This window comes from Rhizobium sp. MHM7A (assembly GCF_005862215.1).
Lineage (GTDB): Bacteria > Pseudomonadota > Alphaproteobacteria > Rhizobiales > Rhizobiaceae > Rhizobium > Rhizobium bangladeshense.
In genome coordinates, this window is sequence record NZ_VCHT01000010.1 from 156,833 (window position 1) to 174,294 (window position 17,462).

At 61.4% G+C, this 17,462-nt stretch carries 16 protein-coding genes; 6 read left to right on the top strand and 10 right to left on the bottom strand.

The features are described from left to right. Positions 1–418: 418 nt before the first annotated feature. Positions 419–1,576, top strand: coding sequence for a patatin-like phospholipase family protein (locus FFR93_RS27520; protein WP_138395481.1), 1,158 nt, complete (start codon positions 419–421; stop codon positions 1,574–1,576). A gap of 146 nt (positions 1,577–1,722) precedes the next feature. Continuing rightward, complete coding sequence (locus tag FFR93_RS27525) at positions 1,723–2,496, top strand: DUF3313 domain-containing protein (RefSeq protein WP_246661364.1); 774 nt, start codon at positions 1,723–1,725, stop codon at positions 2,494–2,496. A 333-nt stretch (positions 2,497–2,829) separates the two neighbouring features. Here the strand turns inward: FFR93_RS27525 and FFR93_RS27530 are convergent, their stop codons facing one another. Both FFR93_RS27530 and FFR93_RS27535 read right to left on the bottom strand, forming a co-directional pair. After that, positions 2,830–5,967, bottom strand: a complete 3,138-nt coding sequence (locus FFR93_RS27530; protein WP_138395483.1) for an efflux RND transporter permease subunit — start codon at positions 5,965–5,967, stop codon at positions 2,830–2,832. Continuing rightward, positions 5,964–6,989, bottom strand: coding sequence for an efflux RND transporter periplasmic adaptor subunit (locus tag FFR93_RS27535; protein ID WP_138395569.1), 1,026 nt, complete (start codon positions 6,987–6,989; stop codon positions 5,964–5,966). Before FFR93_RS27535 ends, FFR93_RS27530 begins: the two co-directional genes overlap by 4 nt. 683 nt (positions 6,990–7,672) lie before the next feature. On the opposite strand from FFR93_RS27535, the gene FFR93_RS27540 reads away from it, so the two are divergent. Both FFR93_RS27540 and FFR93_RS27545 read left to right on the top strand, forming a co-directional pair. Continuing rightward, positions 7,673–9,121 carry a S41 family peptidase gene (locus tag FFR93_RS27540; protein ID WP_138395484.1) on the top strand — a complete coding sequence of 483 codons (1,449 nt, stop codon included), beginning with the start codon at positions 7,673–7,675 and terminating at the stop codon, positions 9,119–9,121. 127 nt (positions 9,122–9,248) lie between these two features. After that, positions 9,249–9,620: a hypothetical protein gene (locus FFR93_RS27545; protein ID WP_138395485.1), complete on the top strand. Its 372-nt coding sequence runs from the start codon at positions 9,249–9,251 to the stop codon at positions 9,618–9,620. A gap of 63 nt (positions 9,621–9,683) precedes the next feature. On the opposite strand, the gene FFR93_RS27550 is transcribed toward FFR93_RS27545, so the two are convergent. Continuing rightward, a complete protein-coding gene (locus tag FFR93_RS27550) occupies positions 9,684–10,058 on the bottom strand; it encodes a hypothetical protein (RefSeq protein WP_138395486.1) in 375 nt (124 codons plus the stop codon). A gap of 147 nt (positions 10,059–10,205) precedes the next feature. Between FFR93_RS27550 and FFR93_RS27555 the strand changes: the two genes are divergently transcribed. Then, positions 10,206–10,433 carry a hypothetical protein gene (locus FFR93_RS27555; RefSeq protein WP_138395487.1) on the top strand — a complete coding sequence of 76 codons (228 nt, stop codon included), beginning with the start codon at positions 10,206–10,208 and terminating at the stop codon, positions 10,431–10,433. A 75-nt stretch (positions 10,434–10,508) separates the two neighbouring features. Here FFR93_RS27555 and FFR93_RS27560 read toward each other — a convergent pair whose 3' ends face one another. Then, a complete protein-coding gene (locus tag FFR93_RS27560; protein ID WP_064709817.1) occupies positions 10,509–11,102 on the bottom strand; it encodes a TetR/AcrR family transcriptional regulator in 594 nt (197 codons plus the stop codon). A gap of 159 nt (positions 11,103–11,261) precedes the next feature. Between FFR93_RS27560 and FFR93_RS27565 the strand changes: the two genes are divergently transcribed. Next, complete coding sequence (locus FFR93_RS27565; RefSeq protein WP_138395570.1) at positions 11,262–11,660, top strand: RidA family protein; 399 nt, start codon at positions 11,262–11,264, stop codon at positions 11,658–11,660. A gap of 28 nt (positions 11,661–11,688) precedes the next feature. Here the strand turns inward: FFR93_RS27565 and FFR93_RS27570 are convergent, their stop codons facing one another. The 6 genes from FFR93_RS27570 to FFR93_RS27595 are packed head-to-tail and all read right to left on the bottom strand — an operon-like array spanning position 11,689 to position 17,390. Continuing rightward, positions 11,689–12,627 (bottom strand): dihydrodipicolinate synthase family protein, encoded by a 939-nt coding sequence (locus tag FFR93_RS27570; RefSeq protein WP_138395488.1) that lies wholly within the window; start codon positions 12,625–12,627, stop codon positions 11,689–11,691. 10 nt (positions 12,628–12,637) lie between these two features. Next, positions 12,638–13,591 carry an oligopeptide/dipeptide ABC transporter ATP-binding protein gene (locus FFR93_RS27575; RefSeq protein WP_138395489.1) on the bottom strand — a complete coding sequence of 318 codons (954 nt, stop codon included), beginning with the start codon at positions 13,589–13,591 and terminating at the stop codon, positions 12,638–12,640. Beyond that, positions 13,588–14,607: an ABC transporter ATP-binding protein gene (locus FFR93_RS27580; protein ID WP_138395490.1), complete on the bottom strand. Its 1,020-nt coding sequence runs from the start codon at positions 14,605–14,607 to the stop codon at positions 13,588–13,590. The genes FFR93_RS27575 and FFR93_RS27580 overlap by 4 nt, the downstream gene beginning before the upstream one ends. 8 nt (positions 14,608–14,615) lie before the next feature. Further along, positions 14,616–15,533 carry a dihydrodipicolinate synthase family protein gene (locus tag FFR93_RS27585; RefSeq protein WP_138395491.1) on the bottom strand — a complete coding sequence of 306 codons (918 nt, stop codon included), beginning with the start codon at positions 15,531–15,533 and terminating at the stop codon, positions 14,616–14,618. 18 nt (positions 15,534–15,551) lie between these two features. Beyond that, on the bottom strand, positions 15,552–16,427 hold the full coding sequence (locus tag FFR93_RS27590) for an ABC transporter permease (RefSeq protein ID WP_138395492.1): 876 nt from the start codon (positions 16,425–16,427) through the stop codon (positions 15,552–15,554). 3 nt (positions 16,428–16,430) lie between these two features. Then, complete coding sequence (locus FFR93_RS27595; RefSeq protein WP_138395493.1) at positions 16,431–17,390, bottom strand: ABC transporter permease; 960 nt, start codon at positions 17,388–17,390, stop codon at positions 16,431–16,433. Between the last annotated feature and the right edge of the window lie 72 nt (positions 17,391–17,462).

The window sequence follows — 17,462 nt, forward strand, 5'->3', positions numbered from 1 at the left end:
CAAAAGCAGCTCTTCCAGCTGTTCCACACGGACCCCGTCGACCCACATCACCTGTCTGATCAACGGATCTCGCAAGACCTCGGCGGCCGTCATCTCCTGATGGCGCATTGTTATCTCCCTTTCTCTCCGACTTGATTAGTCGACGTGGGAAGCCGGGCGATGTCAGAAGCGTGACCAAACCGAGGCGCCTGGTAAAGAAACGTTTCCAAGGTGGTTCAAAACTCACCTACGAGCTGCCCCTGCCGCAGCGGCGGCGATAACGAATCTTAACAATTCAAAATCCAAGGCAATCGCGAATCCGCGTTAATGCGATCAGGCGCCATCCGAAAGGAAGTGCACGGAGCAAGGCCCCACGGCCGGCGGTGATCTTGCCGCTCGTAACCGTGGCCGAAGACAGGGCGACAACTTGATTCGACTAATGGCCATCCTGACTCTCGCCTTTCTGGCTGGCTGCATGGCGCCGGACCGGGTTAGCTACAGCCCGACAGCGGCGGCCAACGCCAATGTTGAAGGATTTGGCGATATCCGCACCTATGCGGACACCGGCCGGGAGCTGCCCGATGCGCCAGCATGGCCGGCGATGCCGAGACATAAGGATGTCAATTATCTCGTCCTGTCCGGAGGCGGGGCCGGGGGTGCCTTCAGCGTCGGAGTGCTCAAGGCTTGGTCGGACAGCAAAGAGCGGCCAGAATTCGACATCGTCAGCGGCGTCAGCACTGGCGCCCTCATTGCACCTTTGGCTTTCCTCGGTCCGGCCTATGACGACACGCTCGTCGATCTCTATACGAGTGGCGCCGCAAAGGAGTTGGTGGACGCAGATTTTCTGCCAAAGGCCTTGCTTGGTCCGAGCCTGCTGAAGCAGGAACCGCTGCGCCGGATGGTCGAACGCCATCTTACACAGGAGATCCTGGAAAAAATCGCCGCCGAGCACCGCAAAGGAAGGCGCCTGCTCGTCCTGACCTCCAATCTCGATTCACAGAGACCGGTAGTATGGAACATGGGCGCCATCGCCGACAGCGGTCGGCCTGATGCACTGAAGCTTTTTCGGGACGTCATCATCGCCTCGGCGAGCATCCCTGGGGTGTTTCCGGCCGTGCTCATCAGGGTCAAGGCAAACGGCGAGGAGTTCGAGGAGATGCACTCCGACGGCGGTTCATCATCCCAGATCCTGACGATCCCCGAGGGTTGGATGGCAAGCCCGCGCCAGGTGCGGTGGCCGAAGGGCCTGAAACTGAACATGTATGTCATCGTCAACAACGCGCTTGTGCCGGAGTTCTCGACGACGACCAACAATACGCTGGCTGTCATGGCCAGAGCGAGCGCTGCCCTCATCAAGTCCCAGACGCGTAGCGCTTTGGTCGCAACTTACGTCTATGCCCAGAAGAACGGCATCCGCTTTCGGGTCGCCTCGATCGATAGACAAATTCCTTACAAAATCACCGATCCCTTCAACACCAACTATATGCGCGCCGTCTACCACCTCGGCTACGCCGAAATGGCAAGCGGCCGCCTGTGGAAAGACCAGCCGGTCTTTGCCGATCTGGCCGCGGCGGATCCGCCTCAATCCTCGCAATAGCCGCCCGACCTCAGAAATTTTCAACCAAAGGAGAACTTATGTCACTTCCGCATCCTGCCCATGCCTCCGGCCGACGGCTTTGTAGTCCCGCAACCTCGGCACTCCTGTCCTGCCTAATCGCCTCGGCTGCCGCAGGCTGCGCCGCGGTGCCGCTGGAAGAGGCGCATACGTTGGTATCCTATGACGGGCTGACGTCCAACAACGGCAAGATCACCAAGGCGAAGCTCAAAGTCGATCAGAAGGACCTTGCGGCGGCCAAGACCATCTACATCCAGCCGACAACGGTTTCGCCACAGGCGGGATCTTCTATCAAGAAGCCTTCAGAATCCGCCCTTGTCGCCAATGTCATCAGTCGGGCTCTTTGCGTCGGCGTCAGCGATCGATTTCAGGTCGTCGACCGCAGAGAGAACGCCGACGTCATCGTCCATGCCACCATCACCCGCATCATGCCCACAAACGCCGGGATGGCTGGCGTGTCGACCGCGACTTCGCTCGGTGCGTCGTTGGTTGTTCCGGTTCCCGTGCCTCGGCTGCCGGTGGGTCTCGGAGGCCTTGCGGTCGAGGCCGAGGCGACGGCGAGAGACGGTAGGCAGGTGGCCGCGATGGTCTGGGCGAAAGGTGCCAACGCCATCACCACGAGCGCACGCGTCTCGCAGGTCGGGGATGCCTATTCGCTCGCCTCGGGCTTCGGCAGCGATTTCTCAAAGATGCTTGTCACTGGCAAGACTCCGTACAAGGGGCTGCCCAAATTCCCGTCCGCTCAGAAGATCAAGTCGAGCCTCGGCGGAAGACCGAAATACCCCGCCTGCGAGCGCTTCGGCCGGTCGCCTGGCGTCAAGGATTTCGCTGCTTCGCATATTGGCCTGCCACCATCTTGGACAGACAAGCAGCCCGCAGTCCTCGGCCAGTGGTCACCGTGAGAGGTCGGCAAGTGACCTTTGCCGAGCCAGCCTCCTCCACCGCTAGATATTTGTGACGAGCGAAATCTACGCCCTGTACCGCCGGCATCCAAGATGTCGGCGGCTGCGTTTGGGCTACTTGGTTGGCGGGTGCTCGAAACGCCGTCGGTCTTCTGCGCGGGTGCGTTCTCGCGCAACCGGGAAGTGGCGCTTCAACGGGACTCGCCGCATGCGGAATGGTGCTCTGGTAGCGGCTCCGGTGGGAAGCCTCGTCAGGCTCCCCGCGCCAGGAGTGGCCGAAAAGCCCTGGCTGCCGCGAAGGCTCGTGGATTCGAGCAACTGGGGGGCTCTGCTTCATTTTGCCAGGCTGATTTTTCCACTGCGGGGCCTCTGGTCGTGCGAGATGCGGTCTTCTTTGTCAGCTCCCGGCCGGTGCTCGGCGAGCTTTCCATTGATAATTCGCCTGAGCAACAGGAGGAAATCGTCGACGAAGGTGAAGATGACAGGGATAACAAGGAGGCTAAGGACGGTCGAGGTCATCACGCCGCCGATCACGACGATTGCCATCGGCTGCCGGAAGCTCGCGTCACCACCGCTGAGACTGAGGGCAACAGGGAGCATGCCGCCTCCCATAGCCATCGTCGTCATGACAATGGGACGGGCTCGCTTGTGGCAGGCGTCCACCAGCGCGTCGAAGCGCGTGGCGCCCTTGCGTCGCGCCACGATCGCATATTCGACCAGCAGGATGGAGTTCTTCGTCACCACTCCCATCAGCATCAGCAGACCGATGACGACAGGCATGGAGAAACTTGTTCCCGTCAGCACCAGGGGCAGAAGGGCGCCGCCGAGCGACAGGGGCAGCGCCATGAGAATCGTCAGCGGCTGGAGGAAGTCGTGAAAGAGCAGGACCAATACGGCATAGATGCAGAAGACGCCGACCGCCATGGCGATGCCGAAGCTGTCGAAGAGGTCTGATCGGCGCTCGAGTTCGCCCTGTTCGACAAGCTTCACGCCTTGGGGAAGGCTTCGGAGTGCAGGCAGGGCCCGGGCCTCTCGGTAAAGATCGCCGAGGACACGACCATTGAGCTCGACCGAGATCATGACGTTGCGCGACCGGTCAATCCGGCTGATCTCTGACGGGCTGCTGCCGATAGTGACGGTGGCAACCGAGCCCAAGTCGACGCTGCCTCTGCTCCCGGCAACGCGCAGGTTAGCGATCTCTTCGAGCGCCCTGCGGTTGCTCGGATCGAAAAGCACGCGAATGTCGAGCTGGCGCTGTGGCAGATTGAGTTTCGCGAGGGCGGAGGAATGATCGCCGCCGGTTGCGACCCGAACAGCCTCGGAGATCGATTCAGCAGTGACACCGAGAGCGGCGGCCCGATCGAGATCTGGAATGATCTGGATTTCGGGGGCCTGAAGCGAAGCGCTTGAGGTCACAGCCCCGATGCCTCGCAGCGTCCGAAGCTGTTCTTCGAGTGCACCGGCCGCCTTGTCGAGCGCGCCGGCGTCGTCGCTCGCAAGGGTAATATCCAGTCTGGTGCCATTGCCGCCCGAACCTACCTGAATGCGGGCCCCCGGAAGAAGCGCGAGCGCCCGCCGGATATCGCTCTCTATGTCGAGCTGGGAACGTTTTCGTAGGCCGACCTTTTTCAAGTCCACGATCAGAGATGCGCTCGCCGTATCGGCTGTCGTCGTGGAATCCAGGAGATCACCTGATGAAATCGTCCCGACGGTCGAGAAGACATGTGTTACCTCTGGCAGATCGGAGATGAGTTTGGCGGCCCTGCGGCTGGTCTCATCCGTTTCTTCGATCGGTGTTCCGGGTTGCAGCGTAATGGTAACCTGCGTCTGTGCATCGTCCGACGCTGGCAGGAAACCCGAACTGAGGAGTGGGATCGCCGCCAGCGACAGACCGAGGAAAACAAGCACGCAGAATGCCGTCAGGAGGCGATGCTGCAGGCAGGCTTTCACGAGCGCGATGTAGCCCCGCATGATCCGCCCATCCTTCGCCTCCACGGGATGAACTTTCATCATGTATGCGGCCATCATCGGCGTCAAAAGCCGTGCAACCAGGAGTGAGGCAAGAACCGCCACCGACGCCGTCACGCCGAACTGCCGGAAGATGAGGCCCGGAATGCCGCTCATGAAGGCCGTCGGCAGGAAGACCGCCACGAGCGTCAATGTGGTGGCAATGACCGCCAGACCGATTTCGTCAGCGGCCTCAAGCGCCGAGCTCTTCGCCGACTTTCCCGTCTGCAGGTGACGCGCGATGTTTTCGATTTCGACGATCGCGTCGTCGACGAGGATACCGACCACCAGCGATAGCGCCAGCAGCGTCACTGTATTGAGGCTGAAATCGGCAAGATACATGACGACGAAGGTCGGAATGACGGATAGCGGCAGCGCAATCGCTGACAGGAATGTTGCGCGCCAGTCCCGCAGGAAGAGCCAGACCACGACCACGGCCAGGATAGCCCCTTCATAGAGCATCTGCTTGGAGCCGTCATAATTCTCGATGATCGGGCCGACCGTACTGTAGGCCGTGACGATCTCGACATCCGGATTGGCCCTGGCGAACTCCTTTACCGCGGTTTCGATTGCTGCGGCGACAGCCGTGTCGGAAAACCCGTTCGAGCGCTTGATCTCAACGGCGATCACCGGTTTTCCGTCGAGATAGGCGATCGACGAGCGGTCGGCAAAGCTGTCCGTTACAGTGCCGATTTCATCGAGCCGTACCAGTGCTCCGCTCGGGAGCGGGATTGCGAGTGCCTTCAGCTCATCGATTGAGGAAACCGCTCCGGCCGTTCGGATCGTCTGCTTGGTTCCTCCGACATCGCCTCGTCCACCCGACGTGTCGGTTTGCATGGATCGCAGCGTCGAGGAAATGGTCGCCGCGCCGACATTGAGGGAACTCATCATATGCGGGTCGAGATCGATATGAACTTCGCGATCGACGCCGCCGACGCGGCTGACCTGGCCGACGCCTGGAACGGCAAGCAGGGCTTTCGTCATGTCATTGTCGACAAACCAGGAAAGCTCGGTCTGGTCGAGCCGCGCGGAGCGCAATGCAAATGCGATCAGCGCCGATCCCTGAATCTGCGTTCGCGTCACGCTCGGAGACTGCATCGCGGGGGGAAGGTCGCTGCGGGCACTGTCGACGGCGTTTCGCACCTCGTTCAGTGCTTGCTCGCCGTCCTTGCCGATCTGGAAGGACACGCTCATGACGACCGTACCCCCTGTGATCCTTGTCGTAATGTGGTCGAGGAGACTGAGCGAGGCGATCTTGTCCTCTATCTTGCGGGCGACTTCCGTTTCCAGTTGGGCCGGTGCAGCACCCTCAAGTGTGGCGTGGATCTGAACCGTCGGAAGATCCATATCCGGAAAGTTTTGAACCGAGAGCCGCTCGAAGGCGATAAGCCCGCCCGCAGTCAGCAGGATGAATAGGAGGACGGCCGGAACAGGGTTTCGAATGGACCACGCGGAGATATTCAACGCGCTTCTCCTTCCACGCGCACGAGGGCGCCGTCGGAAAGGAAGGCGCCCCCGGTCTTCACGACCATTGCCGAGCGCGTGAGGCCGGAGATTATCTCCACTTCGCCGTCGTTGCGGCGGCCAGTTTTGACGCGGATGCGCCTGGCGCGCTCTTCGGCGTCTATGGTAAAGACGTAATCGATGCCGTCGCGAGTAACCAGTGCTGTCTCCGGCACGGCCAGGGCGAGTACGAGCCTGAGCTTAATCCGCCCGGTCGCATAGAAGCCGATCGGAGCACGAGAGTCCGCCGATAGCGAGACATAGACGAGCGTTCTGCCTGTATCGGTGCTGACGGTCGGCGCGACGAGGCGAACCGTTCCCTTCAGCTGCTGGCCGCGGGGCCCCTCGATAGTTGCCGTCATGCCTTCCTTGATAAGAGGGCCGTACCGCGCCGACACCTCGGCCTGCCACTCGATGCGCTGTTGGCGCACGAGGCGAAACAGCTCCGTGCCTGACGTGACGACGGCGCCAAGCTGGGCGGTACGAGAGGTGATGAGGCCATCGTCGACCGCCACGATGGTTGTTTGAGAAAGCTTGATCTTCTGGCTGTCAACCAGAGCCTGCGCGGATTGGACACTCGCCATCGCCGTTCGCTCGGCGCTGAGATATTCGATGATCTTCTCATCGGAGAGAACGCCGCTGCCTTTCATTTTCCGGGCGCGCTCGGCATTGGCCTCGGCTTTCGCAAGATCGGCTTTGGCAGTCGCCAAAAGGGCTTCCTCCTTTCGCAGATCGGCGCGCACGGTATCGCCGGCCAGCTGAGCGAGCGCCTGTCCCTTCGTCACGACAGACCCGACATCGACGAAAACATCGGTGATGCGCAGGCCGCTGATTTCGGCGGCGCTGATCGCCTCGTGCCAGGGCTTCAGCCAGCCGCCGGCGAGAACCGTTTCTGGCCAGACTCGTTCCGCGAGCGCTTCGACAGCAACGGTAAGTGCCGCGCCGCGCTCTTGCGCCAATGTGGCTCCCTGGCCGGCAAACAACCCGTAGAGAACAAGGCCAATGGCCAAGGGAAGACGTTGCGTCAACACGGACTCCTTTCATGCTGTGGTCGCAGCGGATACGAAAATTGTGCCCGCAAGGCCGATGGCGGGGGCGACGAGTTGTCGTCGCCGGTCGCACGGCTGTTGGTGCCGCCTTTGTCAGCCCGGATGTAGCGGATAGACCGCTCTGTGCGGTCAAAGATCGGCAAAGTTCGGTTAAGTTAGATTAAGCCGGCCGGCTGACTTCTGTATGCCGCGCAGCGCGATGAGACGCCCGTCATGCCGCCCGGCCTTAACAAATCAAAACATAACTCGTGATGACAAGACAGGCTGCATTGAAGATGATCCGGCCACATCGCCTTGGTTTGCGATCCGGTTCAGTTTCGAGGTGAACGACGTCAGATGGAAGTCACAGCGCAATACCCTAAAAGCGGGCATCGACTCCGCGCATGCCGGTCAGCATAGCCGGCTTTGTAACAAAGCGGGCGATTAGGACGATCAAATGCACCTTTGATGTGGACCTCGTGAGCTGCCGCTCGCGGGCAAAGGCGTGCCGTTGCTTTGCGGCAAGCCGAAGCCTGCCCGCATGCAACATCAGCCGCCGGTGCGCCGGCTGTAAAGATCACAGGTAGACACATGGTTATTTCGCTTGCTCGACGAACGCATTTTCGGGAAGCGCGTCGATGAAAATCAAGCCCATTGCCGGCCAGCGTCCGGCGCCGACCCCGCCGCGGGACAATCGGTCACGGGAGAGCGGTTTTGCGTCACTGCACAACCGTGCTGTCGCGCGATTGGCCGTTGCGATGAGCATTGTCGCAAGCTCTGCAGTCGCCGCTCTCGCGTTCCTGCCCATCGAGAGCGGCGCGCCAGACGAACGCCCCCGCGCCGGATCGGCCGAAGGAGGGGCGGCCTACCGCGAGCTCGCACTCTTCGGAGAGGTCCTCGAGCAGGTGCGAAACCGGCATCTCGACGCACCCAAGGATCCGAAACTCATCCGCGACGCCATTGACGGCATGTTCACGGCGCTTGACGCGCATTCCTCGTACCTCCCACCGGAACGTTTCGACGAGATGCGTCGGCAGGATGATGGCAGTTTTGGCGGTCTGGGGATCGAAGCGGCGGTAGAAGACGGCGTGGTCAAGGTGACCGCGCTGATCGAAGACAGCCCGGCCGAGCGAGCAGGGATCCGGGCGAACGACCGGATCGTTGAGGTTGACGGTCAGCCGACATCAGGAAAGACTCTGGAACAGATGGCGGCGTTGTTTGTCGGCGAGGTGGGCAGCGTCATCGAGTTGGCGATCCTTCGCGAAGGCGTCGCCAGCCCGATCAGATTGACGCTCACGCGTGCGATCATAACTTTGGGGACGCCACGCCTGAGTTACGAGCAGGCCGTCGCTGTCATCAGGCTGGCGTCCTTTTCCGAACGAACCTCTGACGGTATGGAGCGAGTGATCCGCGCGGCCGTTTCGACCACCGGGCGGCCGCCTGCAGGCATCATCCTCGACTTGCGCAACAATGGCGGCGGTCCCCTCGATCAGGCTCGGCTGGTTGCCGACGCATTTCTCGCCCGAGGAGCTATCTTCTATTCCCGCGGACGAGATCGACGGATCAGCCGCTATGCCGCACGTCCCGATGCGGTCGACGCGCTCATTGCCGCGGTGCCTGTGATCGTCCTTGTCAATGGCGGCACGGCCTCTGCCGCAGAGATCGTTGCAGGCGCCCTTCAGGATCACCGTCGGGCAACTCTCGTCGGCACCCGGACATTCGGCAAGGGCGTCGTTCAGACGATCGTCCCGCTCGGCCAGCATGCCGGAATAAGCATCACCACGGCACGCGTCTATACGCCGTCCAACCGGTCTATCCAGGCATTGGGAATCGCGCCCGATATCGAGGTGATGCAGACGGTTCCCCAGGACTTTGCCGGCAGCCACACCATTGCCGGTGAAGCTGGACTTGCGCGGCATTTGCCGGGTGAGCAGGGGGAGGCGACCTTCACCTCCTCGATCTATGTCCCTTCCGGTCGCGCTGATGATGAACAGCTTCAATATGCGGTAAAGCTCGTATTGGGGCAGGTTCACCACGCGGCCTACCCGGCCGATCCCGGAAATGGTCAGGCTCGACACCTGGAATAGCGGCTTCGCTGATATGCCGGATTTCCAAGCTGGTAAACGCCTCCGGCGAATGGTCAGCAGGACGACGTCACGAAAACAACCTATCCGGCATGCCTGGAACAAACCCATCAAGGGAAAGGAAATCTCCATGTCCGTCGCGCGCCTGCTACGAACTTGTTTCATTCAAGCGCCGCTTATCCCGTTCGCCATGCTGGCCGCTCTGTCCGCCGAACCCGCCGGAGCCGACGAGCCGCTGGCCAAGGTCATCGCTGACGGCAAGCCCTGGGAAATGTTCGTCGTGAAACGGCGCGCTTCCAATATTCTCGTATTCCGGCCAGATGGCGGCGGCACGATCAGCGATGGCTTGGCGAGCATCCATCCGACGTGGAGGGCTGTCCCGGGTGGGATTTGTGTCAGGCCGAAGCCTGGCGATGCTGAGAGGTGCCTGGATTTGGCCCGGACGAAAGATGGTATAGCGGCCTCGCAGAATGGCAGGACGGTTTGGGTGCTGAAGCGATGATGGTGGCGCCAGGGCTAAAACCCTCGCGATGCTGAGCATTCGCGCTCGCAACAGGCGTTACGCCTAATCGATGCTCCGCAGGATAATCGACTGTGAGCCGGAAAGGCTGCCGAGGGTGACGATGGCAGTATAGCACCACTGCAGCATTGTCAGTGCTGTAGCTGTGCTAGACAGCAGATAGTCGGCGGCAGGGCGGCTCTTCTCGCGGGCTCTTCGCCGGCGCGCTGCCATGACAGCAACACACGCCGAAACAGCGAGTGCGGAAAGAATGACGTATTGCGTCGGCGTCCCGCCGACGAGAACCAGCGCAAGGGCGCAGAGGCCGAAATTGATAATCGCGGTCGCAACGATCAGCCAATAGGGCCGGACTACCGGTGTTTGGCGCACCTTGACCCTGTGGCGCATGGGCGGAATATCGCGGGGCAATCTCCTCGTCATCATCATGCATCCTGTTGAGCGGATGCGACTTAGACACGGGCCGACGTAAAGATGGATCAATTAATGTTAAGAGATATCGCGCACACAACGGAACAATCCCGATCGGGTCTTGTTTAATCCTAATCCGTGTCCTCGGCGGAGGCGACGATGTGGGCAGTTCTAATTGGTGCCGCTCTCATAATTGGTGGCCTTGTTTTTCTCTTCCGGCCGACGCTTCGTCGAAAGCCGAGTGATCCGCACCTGATGCCGCAAGGCGGCGCCACGCTCGAACCGCGGCGTCAAGGCCTGAGGTTTCTCAGCTTGGCGCGGAACTGGCCGGCGATGGTTGTCATCGCGGTCGGTGCGGTTTTTCTGGTTTTCGGCAGCTACTGGTGACAGAAGACAGTGTTGGCCAATCAGCGCCATATCTCTCCCATCAAGATTCCCCATTTGCCGCTAGATATCGCAAGCTTAGGCGGACGCCTTGAGAAGGCCTGCAGCCAAAGCGCCGAAGGCCTCGACAGCTTTCGGCAGCACATGCTGCGGCTCGTCACTGGCAGCGATCCAGAGGGCGGCATTGAGCGCAGCACCATTGAGCAGCCGGGCGGCTGCTTCCGCGTCGACCGGCTTGAGGGCGCCCTGCGCGATAAGGCGATCGATTGTCTGCCTGGTTGCCTGAAGGCAGCTGCTCTGGCTCGGCCATTGTGAAGGATCACCTAATACGGCAGGCCCGTCGAGCAAAACGATGCGCTGGACCTCCGGATCAAGCGCCATTTCGATATAAGCCGCGCCCTCGGCGAGCAGGCCCTGCCAATCGTCTCCGGCGCGGGCGCCGATCGCCTGGGCGCGCGACGCCATTTCCGTGTCGATCTGCTCGACAACCGCCGCAAGCAGCCCGCGCTTGTCTCCGAAGTTGTGATAAAGCGCTCCCCGCGTCAGGCCTGCCTCGGCGGTCAACTCGTCCATCGAGGCGGCCGCGTACCCTTTCTCGGCAAAGGCCTTTCGGGCGGCCGCGATCAGCTTCACACGATTTTCCTCCATCGTCTCGCTGCGTTTTTTTGCCATCTAACCTCCAATTTCACATACGAATCGTATATGAAGCTTGACATACGATCCGTATTCGGCGTATTTCATATACGCTCCGTATATCAGATGGCATGGCGACCTGTGAAGCTCCTTCATCGCCTGCTGCTCATCCAATCAACAATAGGAAGCGAGATGACAATGAACCGACGCGAAGCAATCTTTCCGGCGAACAGACATGCCCTTTACGAGGACCATGCTTATTCAGCCGCAATCCGAACCGGCGACCTTCTCTTCGTCTCCGGCCAGGTCGGCAGCCGTTCCGATGGAACACCTGAACCGGACTTCGAACGCCAGGTTCGGCTGGCCTTCGAAAACCTCAAGGCAACGCTCAATGCTGCAGGCTGCACCTTTGACGACATAGTGGATGTGACGACGTTCCATACCGATCCCCAGAATCAATTCGAAACGATCATGGCCGTCAAGCAGGAGATTTTCTCCGAGCCGCCCTATCCGAACTGGACCGCGGTCGGCGTGAACTGGCTGGCAGGCTTCGATTTCGAGATCAAGGTCATCGCCCGGATCCCTTCTAAGGCCTGATTCCACAAGTCGGTCTGCGTCGTGTCACTTACTGAGCGAAGAGCTCCGGGATGATGGTGCGCGCACGATCGCGCAGACTTGCCGCTTCTTGCTCGTCGATAAAGCGATAAGGCCATCTCAGCCTGGTGCTGACCGGACCCCAGTTGCCGATCGCAGCGAGCAGTTTGTCGAGCGCGGCATTTGAATAGCCGCGGTCACGGCGAAACGGGACGATGTGATCGTCCATGAAGGCGCAGATGCGGCTTTCGATATCCAGCGCGGCGTCGAGATCCCTGTGAATCAGCTCTGTCCAGGCCTGGGCGCCGCGCGGATTAAGACAGGCAACATTCGAAAAAGCCCCCGCAGCAACGCCCTGCTTCATGCCGGTTGCGAGATGGTGGCCGGGAATGAACAACGAAAATTCGGCAAGATGCGCTCGCGCCTGCGCGTACCAGGCATCGTCTCCATCGGCGATCTTCATCCCGACCACCGACGGGCAGGGGCCGCACACGTCACTGAGCTCGGCTGGCGACAAAACACGCTTCGCATGCGGCGGATTGTAAAGGATAAGCGGGATCCCTTCGGCCGTCTCCGACGCGCGGTTCAGAAAATCGATGGCTTCGAGATTGGTGAGCGGCCACCAGTCGGGAAAGATCACCTGAATCGCCAATGGCCTATGCACCGTTGCACGGCGCAGCCGATCGAGCATGATGATCGGATCGGACTGGCAGGCGCCGATGACGAACGGCATTTCGGCCGCGCGGCATCGCGACGCCAGCACGTCCTGAATTCGCTCGTACTCAGCTTCGCTCTGATTGTGGAATTCTCCGGCCGTGCCGTTTGAATAAATGCCGTCGACCCCGGCGGCGATCAGTATGTCGATTTCCTCGGCGAGCTTTACGAAATCGATGCTGTCGTCTTCGGCGATCGGTAGGAGCAGGCTTGCCCAGTTGCCCGCGATCGGGTGGCGCCGGGTTGTGGTGGTCATCGCACGTCCTTCAGTTCAGGTCATCCCGGATGCAGGCCTTGAAATGCCCGGGCTGCATTTCACGCAGCTCCGGTACGGTCTCGCCGCAGGCGGGCAGGGCATTCGGACAGCGCGTGCGGAAGACGCAACCGCTCGGCGGATTGGCGGGGCTGGGAATATCGCCCCTCAAGATCTGGCGGTCGCGCGGCGCATCGGGATCGGGCGAGGGAATCGCAGAAAGAAGGGCCCGCGTATAGGGATGCAGCGGCCTGGCATAAAGCGCGGCACTTGGCGCGATTTCCATGATCCGGCCGAGATAGAGCACGATCACCCGGTCGCATATATATTCGACCACGGCAAGGTCGTGACTGATGAACAGCATGGTCAGGCCAAGACGCTGCTGCAGGTCGCGCAGAAGATTGATCACCTGCGCTTGGATCGAGACATCGAGCGCCGAGACCGGCTCGTCGGCGACGATGAATTCCGGCGCGAGCGTCAGCGCGCGGGCGACGCCGATCCGCTGCCGCTGGCCGCCCGAGAACTCATGCGCGTACCGGTTGACGGCTTCCGGCGGAAGATCGACCTGTTCGAGAGCCTCACGGGCACGATCCAATCTTTCTCTTGCCGTACCCAGGCCCTGGATCTTCAATCCCTCGGTCAGGATTTCGCCGACCGTCATGCGCGGCGATAGGCTCGCGAACGGATCTTGAAAAATATATTGCATCCGCGGCCGCACGCGCCGCATTGTCGATGAGGACAACGTCGTGAGTTCGGTGCCGTCGAAGCGGACGCTGCCGGCGGAGGGCTCGACCAGGCGCAGGACCGATCGGCCTATCGTGGTCTTGCCGCTGCCTGATTCGCCGACCAGCCCGACCACCTCGCCCTTGCCGATATCGAAGGATATGTCCTGCAGGATGGTCAGCCTGGTCCCGCGGGACTTATAATTCTTCCCCAGGCCGCGGACGGAGAGAAGGGGTTCGCTCATCTGATCTCCTGCCAGCGAATGCAGCGGCTCTTGTGGCGCGGATTGACCTCGGCAAGCGGCGGCACAGCCACGCGGCAGGCGTCGATGGCAAATTTGCAGCGCGGCTGGAAGGCGCAGCCTGCCGGCATGTTCAACAGGCTCGGCACGACGCCGGGAATGGCCGCGAGCCTCTCACCCGCCTGCTTCATCCGGCTGGCATCTCCGAGCTTCGGCATCGAGGCCAGCAGGCCGATCGTATAGGGATGTCTCGGGTTGCGGAAGACCTCGGCCACAGGCCCGGTCTCGACGATCCGGCCGGCATACATCACCGCCACCCGATGCGCGATTTCGGCGACGACGCCGAGATTATGGGTGACGAAGAGCATGGCCATGCCGCGTTCGCGCTGCAGCTTCTGCAGGAGAGCCAGGATCTGCGCCTGGATGGTGACGTCGAGCGCCGTCGTCGGCTCGTCGGCGATCAGCAGCGTCGGGTCGCAGGCAAGGGCCATGGCTATCGTGGCGCGCTGGCGCATGCCGCCGGAGAGCTCGTGCGGATATTGACCGGCGCGGCGCCTGGCATCGGGAATGCCGACGCTGTCGAGCAGCGAGACGGCCGCAGCCATCGCGGCCTTCCGGTCGGCCCCGCGATGAATGCGGATCGGCTCCGAAATCTGGTCGCCGATCGTGTAGACGGGGTTGAGGCTCGACATCGGCTCCTGAAAGACCATGCCGATATCATTGCCGCGGACGGCGCGCATGTCCGGTTCGGCGACCGAGACAAGATTGCTGACCTTGCCGTTCTTGCGCTTCAAATGGATGCTGCCAGCGGCGATCGCACCGATATTGCGGGTCAGAAGCCGCATCACCGAAAGGCTGGTAACCGATTTGCCAGAACCGGACTCGCCGACGAGAGCAAGCGTCTCGCCGGCAGCCACCCTCAGATCGATGCCGTTGACCGCCGTCACCTCGCCCGAGCGGATACGGAAGACGGTCCGCAGCCCCTTGACGTCGAGAATGGTGTCGGCGGTCTGTTGCATGGCATCCATCAGGAAAGCAGGCCGGTCGCGCGGAGGATGTCGTCGATCCTTGCCGTCTCAGCCTCGTTGAGGGCTGCCCGCGGACGCGGCATCAGCGCTGTGTCGATGATGCCGAGGCTCTTCATCGCCGCCTTGAAGGCTCCGATGCCGGCGGCGCCGCCGCTGACACGGCCTGTACCGACCCAGACGATCTCGAAGAGCCGGCAGAGCCGCTCCTGTTCTTTTCGGGCCGCGGCCCAGTCGCCGCGTTGGGCGGCATTCCACAGCCTGACGTAACCGTGCGGATCGACGTTCGCGATGCCGGGCACGACGCCATGGGCGCCCATCTGCAGCGCCGTGTCGACGACGATTTCGGAGCCGGTCATCAGGAAGACGTCCTTGTTGTCGGCGAGATCGAGCAGCACATATCGGAAATTGCCGTCGTCGCCGCTCGAATCCTTGATGCCGACGATCGTTCCCTCTTTCGCAAGCGTCACGCTGGTCTGGCGCTGCAGTTTCACATGCACGCAGACGGGAATATCATAGGCGATCAGCGGCACATCGACGGCATCGCGGACATAGCGGAAGTGATCGATGATCTCGGCCTGGCTGGTGACCGTGTAGAACGGCGCCGTCACGACAACTGCATCGGCGCCGGCCGATTTCGCTGTTCTGGCATGATTGATGACCCGGTCGGTGGTGGGATCGATGACGCCGACGATCAGCGGTACGCGACGGTTGATGACCTCGGCCGAATGCTCGATGATTTGCTGCCGGGTTTTTTCGTCGTGGAAGATCACCTCGCTGGTCGAGCCGAGTACGAAGAGGCCGTGGCATCCGGCCTCGATTAGGTTTTCCAGCACCCGCGTGTAGGACGGGTAGTCGACGGTGTAATCCTTGTTCAGCGGGGTTATGACGGGAGGAACGACACCCTTGAATTTGCTCATTTTCGCTTCTTTCGATCGTCAGTTTAATTCGGCGCGAGGGTCGAAGGCATCGCGAAGACCATCGCCAATGAAATTGATTGCAAGGACGGTAAGCACCAGGAACCCGCCGGGAAAAAGCCACTGCCAGGGGTATTGTTCGAGCACGGCGGTGGAGCGGGCGGCATTCAGCATATTGCCCCAGCTTGCCGCCGGCGGCGCAATGCCAAGCCCGAGGAAGGAAAGGCCGGCCTCGAGCAGGATGGCGTTGGCGATCTGCAGCGTCGCGAAGACGACGAGGATGTCGATCGAGTTCGGCAGGCCATGACGGAAGAGGAGGTGCGGCAGACCCGCCCCCATGCCTCTTGCCGCCATCACGAAGTCACGTTCGCGAAGTTCGAGCAGCCGCGAGCGCACCATGCGCGCCAGCAGAGGCCAGGAGAGGAGCGAGATGACGAAGACAGTCGGCCAGATGCCAGTGCCGGCGATTGAGGCGAGCACCAGCAGGAAGATGACCGGCGGCAGCGTCATGACAAGATCGACCAAACGCATCGTCACCGCATCGGCAAAGCGACCTGCAAGCGCCGAGACGGCGCCGACCAGGAAGCCAATGATGGCGGAAATGACGGTCGAGGTGAGGGCCACAAGCAGCGAAATGCGGCCGCCGTCCATGACCCGGGCAAGAATGTCGCGGCCGACCCCATCGGTGCCGAACCAGTGTGCCGGCCCCGGCTCAGCATTCATTGCCAGCAGATCGATGTCGTTGGGTTTGAAGCTCCACCACAGCGGATAGGAAAGGATCGCCATGATCATCAGCGCGATCATGCCCAGGCCGAACAAGGCGGTTCGGTTGAGCAGGAAGCGATGCAGGGAGCGGATGATCGGGCCCGGGCTGCGGGCAGGGCTTCGTGCCAGCATCGCTCAGCCCACCTTGATCCGCGGATCGACCACCGCATAGGCAAGGTCGGTCAGAAGATTGACGAGAATGACGCAGGCGCCGATCACGAGCGTCGAGCCCATGATAACAGGATAGTCGCGGCCCTCCACCGCATCGACCATAAGCAGGCCCATGCCGGGCCAGTTGAACACGCTTTCGATAAAGATCGCGCCACCGATCGCAAGGCCGATGGTCGAGCCGATCAGGGTGACGACGGGAAGCAGCGCATTGCGCAGGGCGTGCTTGGTGATGACCCAGAATTCGAAGACGCCTTTGGCGCGCGCGGTGCGCACATAGTCCTGGTTCAGGACCTCCAGCATGGAAGCGCGCATGTAGCGCATGATCAGCGCCGTTTGCGCAACGGCCAGCAATGTGGCGGGCAGAATGAGGTGATGGAGAAGGTCGGCGACGGAAAATTCCTGGCCCGGTGTCAGCATGCCGCCGGAGGGCATCCAGTTGAAATACACCGAAAAGAAGTAGAGACCGACAAGAGCGCTGAGGAACGGCGGGCTGGAAATACCGGCGACTGCGAAGACCGATAATGACAGATCGGCGATGGAATTGCGCCGGACCGCACCGACGATGCCGGTGGCGATGCCTGCAACGATCGCGATCGCGATCGCCGATCCCATCAGCAGGACTGTCGGGCCGACGCGCGAGAGCACGAGGCCGAGTACGGGCTGGTCCGGCCGCTTGATCGAATAGCCCAGATTACCCGTCAGCGCCTGTCGCAGCCAGGCGACATACTGGATCGGCAGCGGCTGATCGAGCCCGAGCGTGGTGCGCAGCTCTGCAAGATCCGACGATGACATCGGAATATTGGGGTCGATGTAGGCGTCGATCGGATCGCCGGGTGTGAGGCGCAGCATCGCGAAGATCAGCACGCTCAAGGCAAGCAGCATGGCCACTCCGATCAGCAGGCGCCGGAGACTGTATCTCAGCATGGAAAATCCGTTCCTGTGCGGGCGGCTAGGTTCGCCAACCTAGCCACCCTTTGCTACTCAGGATGTCCTCGC

Excerpts from the sequence above, each read along its gene's own strand:
- FFR93_RS27520 (WP_138395481.1), top strand. The coding sequence starts at position 419 with ATGGCCATCCTGACTCTCGCCTTTCTGGCTGGCTGCATGGCGCCGGAC.
- FFR93_RS27540 (WP_138395484.1), top strand. The coding sequence starts at position 7,673 with ATGAAAATCAAGCCCATTGCCGGCCAGCGTCCGGCGCCGACCCCGCCG.
- FFR93_RS27545 (WP_138395485.1), top strand. The coding sequence starts at position 9,249 with ATGTCCGTCGCGCGCCTGCTACGAACTTGTTTCATTCAAGCGCCGCTT.
- FFR93_RS27550 (WP_138395486.1), bottom strand. The coding sequence starts at position 10,058 with ATGACGAGGAGATTGCCCCGCGATATTCCGCCCATGCGCCACAGGGTC.
- FFR93_RS27555 (WP_138395487.1), top strand. The coding sequence starts at position 10,206 with ATGTGGGCAGTTCTAATTGGTGCCGCTCTCATAATTGGTGGCCTTGTT.
- FFR93_RS27560 (WP_064709817.1), bottom strand. The coding sequence starts at position 11,102 with ATGGCAAAAAAACGCAGCGAGACGATGGAGGAAAATCGTGTGAAGCTG.
- FFR93_RS27565 (WP_138395570.1), top strand. The coding sequence starts at position 11,262 with ATGAACCGACGCGAAGCAATCTTTCCGGCGAACAGACATGCCCTTTAC.
- FFR93_RS27570 (WP_138395488.1), bottom strand. The coding sequence starts at position 12,627 with ATGACCACCACAACCCGGCGCCACCCGATCGCGGGCAACTGGGCAAGC.
- FFR93_RS27575 (WP_138395489.1), bottom strand. The coding sequence starts at position 13,591 with ATGAGCGAACCCCTTCTCTCCGTCCGCGGCCTGGGGAAGAATTATAAG.
- FFR93_RS27580 (WP_138395490.1), bottom strand. The coding sequence starts at position 14,607 with ATGCAACAGACCGCCGACACCATTCTCGACGTCAAGGGGCTGCGGACC.
- FFR93_RS27585 (WP_138395491.1), bottom strand. The coding sequence starts at position 15,533 with ATGAGCAAATTCAAGGGTGTCGTTCCTCCCGTCATAACCCCGCTGAAC.
- FFR93_RS27590 (WP_138395492.1), bottom strand. The coding sequence starts at position 16,427 with ATGCTGGCACGAAGCCCTGCCCGCAGCCCGGGCCCGATCATCCGCTCC.
- FFR93_RS27595 (WP_138395493.1), bottom strand. The coding sequence starts at position 17,390 with ATGCTGAGATACAGTCTCCGGCGCCTGCTGATCGGAGTGGCCATGCTG.